This is a genomic window from Kitasatospora sp. NPDC041917 (assembly GCF_055589745.1).
Genome location: NZ_JBVJBI010000007.1, coordinates 116,227 through 129,193 on the forward strand (window position 1 = coordinate 116,227; position 12,967 = coordinate 129,193).

Sequence of the window (12,967 nt, forward strand, 5' to 3'; positions counted from 1 at the left end):
AGGATAGTCGGGTCAGCTCGCGCGCCAGGTGCTGACGGTGACCCTGGCGGCCCCGGTGGTCGGGTCCGCCTGCTCGATCACCGCGATGGCGATGTTGCGGGTGATCCGGTCGCGGACGCACAGCAGTCGGCCCGGGGCGACCCGGTTGTACGAGAGGTCGGTGTCCGGCCGGGAGTCGATCGCGGCGGCGCACTGCTCGGCGGTGACGGACGGCTCGGTGATCACCGCGAAGTCCGACTTGTCGTCCCCGTAGGTGTCGAAGGCGTTGGCCTTGCTGCCGCTGCCGTTGTTGGTGACCCCCAGACCCCACTTCAGGTCGGTGGAGCGGGGCACCACGGTGCCCGCGTTCAGGTCGATCCGGTAGGCGTCGCTGGAGTACTCGGCGGCGGGGATCGACAGCGACTTCTTGTCCAGCATCGGGGAGTAGCCGGTCGGCCGGGCCGGGGCGGAGACGGTGCTCTGGCCGGACTTCGAGGGCGCGGCCGTCACCGAATCGCCGGAGGAGGAGGTGGAGGCGCTCGGGGAGGCGGCGGCCGACCGGGCCGGGTCCGGGCCCGGGCCCTGGGTGACGGTGACCGCGGGGGCCGGCTTGGCGTTCGACGCCTTGCCGTCGTCCAGCTTCTTCATCAGCACCACACCGCCCGCGGTGCCGCCGACCGCCATCACCAGGGCGACGGTGAGCAGCACCTTCCAGGACACCCCGCCCTTGCGCGCGGGCGCGGGCGCGGGCTCCGGTGCGGGCACGGGCGCCGGGGCGGCGGTCACCGCCGGGCCGGGCGGCGGGGTGTCGTGGGACGGCGGCTCCGGCCGGTGGAACCCGACGGTCGGCGGGGTGGGCAGCACCGGTGCGGTCGGCGACTCGGTGGGCGGCTGCGGGGCGCCGTACGAGCCGACCGGCGGCGGCGCGAAGCCGGACGGGGGCGTCGCCGGCTGCTGCGGGTGGGCCGCGGTGGCCGGGTGGGTCGGCGCGCCGGCGGGCGGCGGGGGAACGGCCGGCATCGCGGGCAGCGGGGTCGGCGGGGTGGCGGGCGCGGCCGGCAGCGGGGTCGGCGGGGTCCTGGGGAGGTCCGAGCGGCGGGTGATCTCGGTGCTGACCTCGCGCGGCAGCCAGTCGTCGCCGAACCGCAGCTGGCCGCCGACCTCCGGGTGGTTGCGGGCGACCTGGATGATCTCGGCGGGCGTGGGGCGGTCCTCCGGGGACTTCGCCAGGCAGCGCTGGATCAGTTCGCGCAGGTCGGCCGGGACGGCGGTGAGGTCCGCCTCCTCGTGCACCACCCGGTAGAGCACCGCGGTGTCCGGGCCGTCGCCGAACGGCGCGGTGCCGCCGGCCACGTACGCGGCCAGGGCGCCGAGCGCGAAGACGTCGGTGGCCGGGGTGACCGGGCGGCCCTGGGCCTGCTCGGGGGACATGAAGGCGGGGGAGCCGATCCGGTAGCCGGTGCCGGTCAGCGCGGTGGCGTCGGCGGCCCGGGCGATGCCGAAGTCGATCACCCGCGGGCCGTCCCCGGCGACCAGCACATTGGCGGGCTTGAGGTCGCGGTGGACCACCTCGACGCTGTGGATCGCCTGGAGGGCCTCGGCGATGCCGCCCATCAGCAGCAGTACGGTGCGCACCGGCAGGGCGCCGTTCTCGCGCACCACCTGCTGCAGGGACGGCCCCGGGACGTACGCGGTGACCAGCCAGGGGGCGTCGCCGTCCAGGCCGCCGGAGTCGATCACCTGCGCGGTGTAGAGCCCGTGGATGCGCTGGGCGCTGCTGACCTCCTGGGCGAAGCGGCGGCGGAACTCGCCGTCCTCGGCGAACTCCGGGCGCACCACCTTGAGTGCCACCGGGCGCCCGCCCGGGGTGTAGGAGAGGTAGACCCGGCCCATGCCGCCGGCGCCCAGCCGGGCGAACAGCCGGTAGCCGCCGACCTCCCGGGGGTCGTCCGGGAGGAGCGGCTGGAAGACCGGAGGAAGCTTTCCGGCGTCCCGAGGCGTGTCGGCGGTCATGCGGTGATCCCCCTGGGAGAGCGGTGAGGCGGTACGGCCGCGGCGGCCGGGGCGCGTGGACGGGCGCCCGGTCGCCGGACGGCGAGCCATAACCTATCGATCCGTCAGGAGTCCGCGCACGGCGGCTCCGGATTGGTTGCAGAGCTGGAACCGAACGGGCGGCGGGCACCAACGCCCGTGGCCCCGCCCTCCCGAAGGGGAGGACGGGGCCACGGGCGCGTTCGGACCGCGGGGCTTCGGCGCGTCAGAGCGCGAAGACCTCCTCGACCAGTGCCTGCTGCTCGGCGGCGTGCCGCTTGGCCGAGCCGACCGCCGGGGACGAGGCCGCCGTGCGGGCGACCCGGCGCAGCCGGGCGTCGCCGCCGGTGCGGCCGATGACGACCTGGAGGTGGTCCACCAGGTTCATCGCGATGAACGGCCAGGCGCCCTGGTTGGCCGGCTCCTCCTGCGCCCAGACGAACTGGACGTTGTCGCCGTAGCGGGCCAGCTCCTCCTGGAGCTCGGCCACCGGCAGCGGGTAGAGCCGCTCGACCCGGACGATCGCGGTGTCGGTGACGCCGCGCTCGGTGCGGGCGGCCGCCAGGTCGTAGTAGAACTTGCCGGCGGTGATGACCACCTTGCGGACCTGCGCCGGGTCGACGGTGGAGTCGCCGATGACCGGGCGGAACGAGCCGGACAGGAACTCCTCGGTCGCACTCGCCGCGGCCTTCAGACGCAGCATCGACTTCGGGGTGAAGACGACCAGCGGCTTGTGGTGCGGGTTGTGCGCCTGCCAGCGCAGCAGGTGGAAGTAGTTCGACGGCAGGGTCGGCATGGCGACCGTCATGTTGTTCTGCGCGCACAGCTGGAGGAAGCGCTCCGGGCGGGCGGACGAGTGGTCCGGGCCCTGGCCCTCGTAGCCGTGCGGCAGCAGCAGGGTGACGCCGGAGTGCTGGCCCCACTTCTGCTCGGCGGAGGCGATGTACTCGTCCACCACGGTCTGCGCGCCGTTGACGAAGTCGCCGAACTGCGCCTCCCACATGACCAGCGCGTTCGGGCGGGTCAGCGAGTAGCCGTACTCGAAGCCCATGGCCGCGTACTCCGACAGCAGGCTGTCGTAGACGGTGTAACGGGCCTGGTCCTCGGTGAGGTACTGCAGCGGGGTGTAGTCCTCGCCGGTCTTGCGGTCGATCAGGACGGCGTGCCGCTGGCCGAAGGTGCCGCGGCGGCTGTCCTGGCCGGCCAGGCGGACCGGGTGGCCCTCCATGAGCAGCGAGCCGATGGCGAGGGTCTCGCCCATCGCCCAGTCGATGGTGTTGTCCTCGACCGAGCCGGCGCGGCGCTGGAGCTGCGGCAGCAGGCGCGGGTGGACGGTCAGCCAGTCCGGGTGGTTGACCTGGGAGGCGGCGATCCGCTTGACCATCTCCTGGGAGATGCCGGTCCGGATGGAGACCGGGAAGTCGGCGACCGGCTTGCCCGTGGTGGTGTCGGCCGGTGCCTGGGCCGCGTCGCGGACCTCGGCGAAGACCTTCTCCAGCTGGCCCTGGAAGTCCTGGAGCGCCTGCTCCGCCTCTTCCATGGTGATGTCGCCGCGACCGATCAGGCCCTCGGTGTACAGCTTGCGCACCGAGCGCTTCTTGTCGATCAGGTCGTACATCAGCGGCTGGGTGAACGACGGGTTGTCGGCCTCGTTGTGACCGCGGCGGCGGTAGCAGATGAGGTCGATCACCACGTCCTTGTGGAACTCCTGGCGGAACTCGAAGGCGAGCCGCGCGACGCGGACCACGGCCTCCGGGTCGTCGCCGTTCACGTGGAAGATCGGGGCCTCGATCATGCGCGCCACGTCGGTGCAGTACATCGAGGAACGCGAGGACGCCGGGGCGGCGGTGAAGCCGACCTGGTTGTTCACCACGACGTGCACGGTGCCGCCGGTGCGGTAGCCGCGCAGCTGCGACATGTTCAGGGTCTCCGCGACGACGCCCTGGCCGGCGAAGGCCGCGTCACCGTGGATCTGGATCGGCAGCACCGGGAAGGTGGTGCCGCCCTGGTCCAGGATGTCCTGCTTGGCGCGGGCGATGCCCTCGACGACCGGGTCGACCGTCTCCAGGTGGGAGGGGTTCGCGGCGAGCGAGACCTTGATGGTCTCGCCGTCCAGGCCGGTGAAGGTGCCCTCGGAGCCCAGGTGGTACTTGACGTCACCGGAGCCGTGCATCGACTTCGGGTCGAGGTTGCCCTCGAACTCGCCGAAGATCTTGCCGTACGGCTTGCCGACGATGTTGGCGAGCACGTTCAGGCGGCCGCGGTGGGCCATGCCGATGACGGCCTCGTCGAGGCGGTGCTCGGCGGCGGCGTCGATGGTCGCGTCCAGCAGCGCGATCAGCGACTCACCGCCCTCCAGCGAGAAGCGCTTCTGCCCGACGTACTTGGTCTGCAGGAAGGTCTCGAAGGCCTCGGCCGAGTTCAGCCGGCGCAGGATCCGCAGCTGCTCCTCGCGCTCGGGCTTCGCGTACGGCTTCTCCAGGCGCTCCTGCAGCCACTTGCGCTGCTTCGGGTCCTGGATGTGCATGTACTCGATGCCGACGGTGCGGCAGTAGGTGTTGCGCAGCAGGCCGAGGATGTCGCGGAGCTTCATCATCTTCTGGCTGCCGAAACCGCCGACCGCGAACTCGCGCTCCAGGTCCCACAGGGTGAGGCCGTGGGTGGTGACGTCCAGGTCGGGGTGCTTGCGCTGCTTGTACTCCAGCGGGTCGGTGTCGGCCATCAGGTGGCCGCGGACCCGGTAGGAGTGGATCAGCTCCATGACGCGGGCGGTCTTGTTGACCTCGTCGTCGTGGGTGGTGGCGACGTCGGTCGCCCAGCGGACCGGCTCGTACGGGATCCGCAGCGACTCGAAGATCTCGTCGTAGAAACCGTTCTCGCCGAGCAGCAGGCGGTGGATCTCGCGCAGGAACTCGCCGGACGCCGCGCCCTGGATGACGCGGTGGTCGTAGGTCGAGGTCAGCGTCATGATCTTGGAGACGCCCAGGCGGGACAGGGTCTCCGGGGCGGAGCCCTGGAACTCGGCCGGGTACTCCATGGCGCCGACGCCGACGATGGTGCCCTGGTTCTGCATCAGGCGCGGCACGGAGTGCACGGTGCCGATGCCGCCGGGGTTGGTCAGCGAGACCGTGACGCCGGTGAAGTCGTCCATGGTCAGCTTGTTGGCGCGGGCCCGGCGGACGATGTCCTCGTAGGCCTGCCAGAAGCCGAAGAAGTCGAGCGTCTCGGCCTTCTTGATGGCCGCGACGACCAGCTGGCGGTCGCCGTTCGGCTTGACCAGGTCGATGGCCAGACCGAGGTTGACGTGCTCCGGCTTGACCAGGAAGGCCTTGCCGTTCTCCACCTTGTAGCTGTAGTTCATGCCCGGGGCGGCCTTGATGGCCTGGACCAGGGCGTAGCCGATCAGGTGGGTGAACGAGACCTTGCCGCCGCGGGCGCGCTGCAGGTGGTTGTTGATGACGATGCGGTTGTCGATCAACAGCTTCGCCGGCACGGCGCGGACCGAGGTCGCGGTCGGCACCTCCAGCGAGGCGTCCATGTTGGTGGCGACGGCCTTCGCCGGGCCGCGCAGCTGGATCAGCTCGGGGCCGGCGGTGGCGGCGGCCGCGGCCGGCGCCGGGGCGGCGGCCTTGGGAGCCGGGGGCGCGGCGGGCGCGGCGGCGAGCGGAGCCGGAGCGGCGGCCGGGGCCGGGGCGGCCGGAGCAGCCGGGGCGGCGGCGGGCGCGGCCGGAGCGGCAGCCGCGGCGGGCGCGGCCGGAGCAGCAGCGGGCGCGGGGGCAGCGGCAGGGGTCGGCGCGGAGCCGGCCTGGGTCGCGGCCTGGGTCACTGGGGTCACCTCGGTACCGGGCTTGTAGTCGGCGAAAAAGTCCCACCAGGCTCGGTCGACCGAGTTCGGGTCCTGGAGGTACTGCTGGTAGATCTCGTCGACGAGCCACTCATTGGGGCCGAAGCCAGTGGAGCTTGCCGAGCTGTTGGGGGTTTCAGGGGACTGTGGCGACACGGCGGCAACCGCCCTCTTCCGCTTCCTTTTGGGATGTTTGGACAGCGGGGATTAAGGCTACGCCCCTGACCAGTGATCGCGCAGTCCCCGGGGCCCAGGCGTCGCCCAGATCACAGTGCTGACCTGCACTTTGGCTGAAAAAGTGCGTTAGAAAGCCGTATCTGAGGGGAACCGATCGATGCCGATCCGTGGGCATAGTAGGACCAAACCGGACAAAAACTCGGCCGAATCCTCTAACGATCTTCGTATGCCTCTGTGTCGGATCTGTGACAAATGTCCCGACCGTCACCTGGGCGCGGTCCGGGCAGCCGGACCTCGATCCGGCAGCCGCGCGGGGACTCGGCCACCGCGATCCGCCCGCCGTGCAGGTCCACCGCCCAGCGGGCGATGGCCAGACCCAGTCCGGTGCCGCCGTCCGCCCCCGGTCCGGCGGCGGTCGCGGTGCCGGTGCGGCTGAACCGGTCGAAGACCCGGGTGCGGTCGGCCGGCGGGATGCCGGGGCCCTCGTCCTCGACCTCCAGCAGCAGGCCGCCCTCCTCGCCCTCCGGTCTCGCCCGCACCGTCACGGTGCCGCCGGGCGGGGAGTGCTTGCAGGCGTTGTCCACCAGGTTGGCGACCACCTGGTGGAGCCGTTCCGGGTCCGCCACGCCGGTCAGGCCGGTGGGGCTGACCTCCAGGGCCAGCCGGACGTCCCCGCGCCGGGAGAAGGCGCCGCCGGCCGTGGCGCCGTCCACGGTGACCCCGCGCAGCACGCCGTCCAGGAACTCGCGCACCTCGAAGGGGCGGGCGTCCAGGTCGACCACGCCGTCGTCGATCTTGGAGAGGTCGAGCAGGTGGGTGACCAGCCGGCCGAGCCGCTCGGTCTGCTCCAGCGCCGCTCCCAGGGTGGCCGGATTGGGCTGGACGACGCCGTCCACCACGTTCTCCAGGACGGCGCGCAGCGCGGCGATCGGCGTGCGCAGTTCGTGCGACACGTTGGCGACCAGCTCCCGGCGGTGCCGGTCGGCGGCCTGGAGGTCGGCGGCCATGGCGTTGAACGCGGCCGCCAGCTCGCCGATCTCGTCGCGCGAGCCCGCCTCGACCCGGCGGGTGTAGTCCCCGGAGGCCATCGCGCGGGCGGCGGCCGTCATCTCGCGCAGGGGGGCGGTGAGCCCGTGCGCGAGGAACTGCATGAAGAGCAGCGAGGCGATCATGGAGAAGACCATGATGATCCGGATCTGGGTCTCGGACCGGATCGCCACGACCACCATCCCGGTGGCCAGGAACACGGAGACGATCACGAGCAGGGTGAGTTTGCCCTTGATCGAGCGGACCGGATCGAGCGGCCGGATGTCGGCCCAGACCCGGCGGGCGGCGCGGGCGGCCAGGTTCTGCTGCCGCGTGCCGTCGGATTCCCCGTTGCGTTGCTGTGGAAAGGTCATTGTCCCCTGTGGTCCCCGCGTCGTCCCCCCGCGTGGTGGCACGGCGTCGTCCGGACACGGGCCCCCCGGTGGCCCGTCGCCCGATCGATGCCGTCAGGAGAGCGGGGCCTCCAGGGCGTAGCCGACTCCGTGGACGGTGCGGATCCAGCTGGCGCCGATCTTCCGGCGCAGCGCCTTGACGTGGCTGTCCACCGTGCGGGTGCCGGACGCGTCGGTCCAGTCCCAGACCTCGGCCAGCAGCTGCTCGCGGGTGAGCACGGCGCGCGGCTGGGCGGCCAGGCAGGCGAGCAGGTCGAACTCGGTCGGCGTCAGGTGGACGTCGCCCGAGGCCAGCCGGACCCGGCGCTGCACGTGGTCGATCTCCAGCTCGCCGAACCGCAGGCTGCCCAGTGCGGGCGTGCGGGCGGCCTGCTGGGCGCGCTCGACGCGGCGCAGCAGGACGTTGACGCGGGCGGCCAGTTCGCGCATCGAGAACGGCTTGGTCATGTAGTCGTCCGCGCCCACGCCGAGGCCGACCAGCAGGTCCGTCTCGTCGTCGCGGGCGGTCAGCATGAGCACCGGCACCGGGCGCTGGGCCTGGATCCGGCGGCACACCTCCAGCCCGTCGAAGCCGGGCAGCATGATGTCGAGGACCACCAGGTCCGGCTGCCAGGTGTGGAACCCGTCGACCGCGCCGGGGCCGTCGTGGGCCACGGCGACCTTGAAGCCCTCGGCGCCCAGCCGGGCGGCGATCGACTCGGCGATCGTGGGCTCGTCCTCCACCACCAGGACTCTGCGCTGGCTGCTCACAGTGCCACCGGTGTTGTGGTTGTCCTGCTGAATTTCTGTCACGGTCACGCCACCGCCCCCAGGGCTGCGGGCCGGCCACCTGTGGGGATGGCGGGGCTCCGCTCGTAGTCTTGTTCCGTCGTGGACTGTGCCGGGTCCGCCGTCCCGTCGCGCGATCGGGAGCCGAGGACGGATGGTCGGCCGCCCACTTCTCCCGCGCACTTCGCAGCGTACGGACAGCGGATGCTTCCCGGCAGGTGGACCGGACGTTTCCGGCCCGTGGGCCGGCTGTCGGGCCGCCCTCGGACCCACTGCACGAGTGGGCACGGGCCGATACCTTACCCGGCGAATTTTCACTGCGTAACGGTACGTATGCAGTTCAGTTGACGCCAAGTCGCCGGTCAGAGGCCCTGCTGCCGCGTTGCGGGGGAGAAGGTCTGGACCAATGTCGGGAATCCCGCCGTCCGCTACGGCGGTGTTCTTCACGGGCTTTTCCCAGGTGCCTCTCAGAACCTCGACGTACCGTGGCCACGACAACACCCGACCGGGCGGAACCCGCGGCGCGCGCCGGTACGTTGGGCCCGGGCGGGGAGCCGGTGGCTGCGGCGTGGAGCGGAGGCGGCATGGCGGGACTCGGACGGAGTGCCGACGGGTGCGGAGGCGCGGGAGCGCCCTACGGAATGCTCCGCCTCGGGCTGCGCACCGGCGTCCTCCAGTGGCTGCTGGAGCGGGTGCCGACACCCCGGAGCACGCCCTTCACGCTCGGGTACCTCGCCGTCGTGGGCGCCACCACGACCTTCGCCGGGCTCGCCGACCCGGAACTCGTCCAGCGGCTGCAGGAGGCCTCCAGCTCGGACGGGCACAACCTGCTCCAGCATCCTTTGCGTGCTCTTGTGCTGAGCGGATTCTGGGTGGCCGGCGAGGTGTGGATGCCCTACCTGTGGGGATTCGCCCTCACCCTCGCCCCGCTGGAGCGCAGGGTCGGTCCGGCCCGGGCGGCGGCGGTGTTCGCGGTCGGGCACGTCGCGGCCACGCTGCTCTCCCAGGGAGTGGTGATCACCGCGGTGGAGACCGGGCGGATGGCGCCCGAGGCGATGGACCACCTGGACATCGGGGTCAGCTACGGCGTGCTCGCCTGCCTGGGCGCGGTGGCCGGGCTGCTCTCCTGGCGCGGGCGGCTGCTCGCGCTGGGCGGCGCGGGGCTGATGATCGCCCAGCAGATCGCCACCGACAAGGACGTGATCACGGGGGTGGGGCACCCGGCCGCGGTGCTCACCGGGGTCGCGCTGTGGCGCTGGCTGCGCCGGGTCGAGCGGCGCCCGCCCCGGCCGCGTCCGGCCGTCGCGGCGGCCGCCGGCGGTGCGCCCGCGCGGGTGTGGACGGCGCGTTGACGCCGCCGGCCGGCCGGGGCCGTCCGGGCCCCGGGGGCCTCGTGCCGGGATTCCCCGAGGTGCGCCCACCCCTCTCTTGACGGAGTCGGGCGCGGGCTTCCCGGCCCGATGCGTGTTCGCTCACGGCGAACAGAGGGCCGGGAACATCCGGCGGCCGCCAAGCCTTAGTCAGGTCGACTCAAGTTCACTGACTGGGGAGAGATCATGGCATCGACGTCCACACCGCTCACCCTGCCCGTGCTGCCGCTCGACGACGAGGTCGTCCTGCCGGGCATGGTCGTGCCGCTGGACCTGAAGGACGCCGAGGTGCGCGCCGCGGTCGAGGCCGCCCGGGCCGCCGCCACCGGCACCGCCAAGCCGCAGGTCCTGCTGGTCCCGCGGGTGGACGGCTCGTACGCGGCGGCCGGCACCCTGGCCACCGTGGAGCAGGTCGGCCGGCTGGCGGACGGCGATCCGGCGGCGCTGGTGCGCGCCGTGCGCCGGGTCCGGATCGGCGCCGGCACCACCGGCCCCGGCGCCGCCCTCTGGGTGGAGACCACGCCGTTCCGGGAGTCCTCGGTGGGCACTCCGGTGGCCGGCCGGGCCGCCGAGCTGGTCAAGGAGTACAAGGCGCTGTCCACCCAGTGGCTGCGCAAGCGCGGCGCCTGGCAGATCGTCGACCGGGTGGCGCAGATCGAGGGCGTCGGCGAGCTCGCCGACAACATCGGCTACGCGCCCTTCGCCACCGCCGAGCAGAAGCTCAAGGTGCTGCTGGAGGCCGACCAGGTCGCCCGACTGGAGTACGCGCTCACCCTGCTGCGCGACCACCTCGCCGAGGAGGAGGTCAACGACACCATCCGCAAGGACGTCGAGGAGGGCGTGGCCAAGCAGCAGAAGGAGTTCCTGCTCCGCCGCCAGCTGGAGGCCGTCCGCAAGGAACTGGCCGAGCTGAACGGCGAGGCGGCCGACGAGGAGGGCGACTACCGCGCCCGGGTCGAGGCCGCCGACCTGCCCGAGAAGGTCCGCGAGGCCGCGCTCAAGGAGGTCGACAAGCTGGAGCGCTCCTCCGACCAGTCGCCCGAGGGCTCCTGGATCCGGACCTGGCTGGACACCGTCCTGGAACTGCCCTGGAGCGAGCGCACCGAGGACGAGTACGACATCGCCGGCGCCCGCGCGGTGCTGGACGCCGACCACACGGGCCTCGACGACGTGAAGGACCGCATCGTCGAGTACCTGGCCGTCCGCAAGCGCCGGGCCGACCAGGGGCTCGGGCCGGTCGGCGGCCCGCGGGACGGGCAGCGCGGAGCGCTTCCCACGAGCGGTACCGGTGGGCGACGGGCGGGCGGCGCGGTGCTGGCCCTGGTCGGCCCGCCCGGCGTCGGCAAGACCTCGCTCGGCGAGTCGGTGGCCCGCGCCATGGGCCGCAAGTTCGTCCGGGTCGCGCTCGGCGGCGTCCGGGACGAGGCGGAGATCCGCGGCCACCGGCGCACCTACGTCGGCGCGCTGCCCGGCCGGCTGGTGCGGGCGATCAAGGAGGCCGGCTCGATGAACCCGGTCGTCCTGCTCGACGAGATCGACAAGGTCGGCTCCGATTACCGGGGCGACCCGGCCGCCGCCCTGCTGGAGGTGCTGGACCCGGCGCAGAACCACACCTTCCGGGACCACTACCTGGAGGTCGAGCTCGACCTCTCCGACGTCGTCTTCCTCGCCACCGCCAACGTGCTGGAGGCCATCCCCGAGCCGCTGCTCGACCGGATGGAGCTGGTCCGGCTGGACGGCTACACCGAGGACGAGAAGGTCGCCATCGCCCGCGACCACCTGCTCCCGCGCCAGCTGGAGAAGGCGGGTCTCGGCGGCGGGCAGGTCACCGTGGACGAATCGGCGCTGCGCAGCCTCGCCGGGGAGTACACCCGGGAGGCGGGCGTGCGCACCCTGGAGCGCTCGATCGCCCGGGTGCTGCGCAGGATCGCCGCGCAGGCCGAACTGGGCGAGCGCGAGCTGCCCGCCCAGGTCGGCCCGCAGGACCTGCGCGCCCTGATCGGCCGGCCGCACCACGTGCCGGAGTCCGCCCAGGAGCCGGCCGAGCGCCGCACCGCCGTCCCCGGCGTGGCCACCGGCCTCGCGGTGACCGGCGCCGGCGGCGACGTCCTCTACATCGAGGCCTCGCTGGCCGACGCCGAGACCGGCGGCACCGGGCTGACCCTCACCGGACAGCTGGGCGACGTGATGAAGGAGTCCGCGCACATCGCGCTCTCCTACCTGCGCTCGCGCGGCGCCGAGCTGGAGCTGCCGGTCACCTCGCTGCGGGACCGCGGCGTGCACCTGCACATCCCGGCCGGGGCCGTCCCCAAGGACGGGCCGAGCGCCGGCATCACCATGACCACGGCGCTGGCCTCGCTGCTCTCGGGCCGCAGGGTGCGCACCGACGTGGCGATGACCGGCGAGGTGTCGCTGACCGGGCGGGTGCTGCCGATCGGCGGGGTGAAGCAGAAGCTGCTCGCCGCCGACCGGGCCGGGGTCACCACGGTGATCATCCCCAGGCGCAACGAGGCCGACCTGGACGACGTCCCGGCCGAGGTGCTGGAGCGGCTCACCGTCCACCCGGTGGCGGACGTGCGGGAGGTGCTGGAGCTGGCGCTGGAGCCGGCCGGGGCCACGGTGCTGGTGGCCGCCTGACCGCCGGCCCGGGCCGCCCGCACCGGCGGCCCGGGCCACGCGCCGGCGCTCCGGGAGCCGCCGGTCCGACGGCCGCCGGCGACCCGAACGGGCCACCGGCGATCTGAAGGGCCGGCGGCACCCCCGCGTGCGAGACTGCGGAGATGCCGTCCCCCACGCAGCGCGCCCTGGCCCGGGTGCCCGACCGGCTGCGCCCCTTCCTGGTGCGCCACCGCCGGCTGGTGAAGTTCCTGCTGGTCGGGAGCGGCTGCTTCGTGCTCACCACGGTGATCGACTTCGAGCTCAAGTTCACGGTGCTGGAGCACAAACCGGTGGTCGCGCTGACCGTGGCGACCGTGATCGGCACCGTCGTCTCGTACGTGCTGAACCGCCGCTGGGCCTTCCGGGCCGCCGGCCACAAGCGCGAGGTGCTGATGTTCGTCCTGGTCAGCGCCGTGGCGATCGCCGTCAACGACGTGCCGCTGGTGGTCTCCCGCTACCTCCTGGACCTGCGCGAGCCGTACATCGGGCCCTTCGAGCAGGAGGTCGCGGACTTCCTCAGCGGGATGGTCGTCGGCACCTTCGTGGCGATGCTGTTCCGCTACCGGGCGATGCGCCGGTGGGTCTTCGTCCCGCCCGCCGGGCGGACCCGGGCCGAGCCCGTCCCGGTGCCGACGACGGTGCCCCCGGAACCCGACTACGCTGCACCCGGGATGCCACCGGATGTGCCGTAAAGGGACGAG

The 12,967-nt window shown here is 72.9% G+C and carries 7 protein-coding genes; 3 read left to right on the forward strand and 4 right to left on the reverse strand.

Translation table 11 applies throughout. The features are described from left to right. Positions 1 to 12: 12 nt before the first annotated feature. The 4 genes from ACZ6EM_RS10965 to ACZ6EM_RS10980 all read right to left on the reverse strand — a co-directional run bounded on the left by ACZ6EM_RS10965 (position 13) and on the right by ACZ6EM_RS10980 (position 8,262). The gene (locus ACZ6EM_RS10965) at positions 13 to 1,992 is read right to left on the reverse strand and encodes a serine/threonine-protein kinase (RefSeq protein WP_465772253.1); all 1,980 of its coding nucleotides are present in this window, start codon (positions 1,990 to 1,992) and stop codon (positions 13 to 15) included. A gap of 244 nt (positions 1,993 to 2,236) precedes the next feature. After that, positions 2,237 to 6,010, reverse strand: a complete 3,774-nt coding sequence (locus ACZ6EM_RS10970; RefSeq protein ID WP_387729922.1) for a multifunctional oxoglutarate decarboxylase/oxoglutarate dehydrogenase thiamine pyrophosphate-binding subunit/dihydrolipoyllysine-residue succinyltransferase subunit — start codon at positions 6,008 to 6,010, stop codon at positions 2,237 to 2,239. Between the two features lie 233 nt (positions 6,011 to 6,243). Next, positions 6,244 to 7,431, reverse strand: coding sequence for a sensor histidine kinase (locus ACZ6EM_RS10975; RefSeq protein ID WP_465772254.1), 1,188 nt, complete (start codon positions 7,429 to 7,431; stop codon positions 6,244 to 6,246). 93 nt (positions 7,432 to 7,524) lie between these two features. After that, complete coding sequence (locus ACZ6EM_RS10980; protein WP_030057574.1) at positions 7,525 to 8,262, reverse strand: response regulator transcription factor; 738 nt, start codon at positions 8,260 to 8,262, stop codon at positions 7,525 to 7,527. 617 nt (positions 8,263 to 8,879) lie between these two features. Between ACZ6EM_RS10980 and ACZ6EM_RS10985 the strand changes: the two genes are divergently transcribed. The 3 genes from ACZ6EM_RS10985 (at position 8,880) to ACZ6EM_RS10995 (ending at position 12,958) form a co-directional block, all read left to right on the forward strand. Further along, the gene (locus tag ACZ6EM_RS10985; RefSeq protein WP_401044871.1) at positions 8,880 to 9,590 is read left to right on the forward strand and encodes a rhomboid-like protein; all 711 of its coding nucleotides are present in this window, start codon (positions 8,880 to 8,882) and stop codon (positions 9,588 to 9,590) included. A gap of 204 nt (positions 9,591 to 9,794) precedes the next feature. Beyond that, complete coding sequence (gene lon, locus ACZ6EM_RS10990; RefSeq protein WP_401044868.1) at positions 9,795 to 12,245, forward strand: endopeptidase La; 2,451 nt, start codon at positions 9,795 to 9,797, stop codon at positions 12,243 to 12,245. Between the two features lie 143 nt (positions 12,246 to 12,388). Continuing rightward, a complete protein-coding gene (locus ACZ6EM_RS10995) occupies positions 12,389 to 12,958 on the forward strand; it encodes a GtrA family protein (RefSeq protein WP_401044865.1) in 570 nt (189 codons plus the stop codon). Positions 12,959 to 12,967 lie beyond the last annotated feature (9 nt).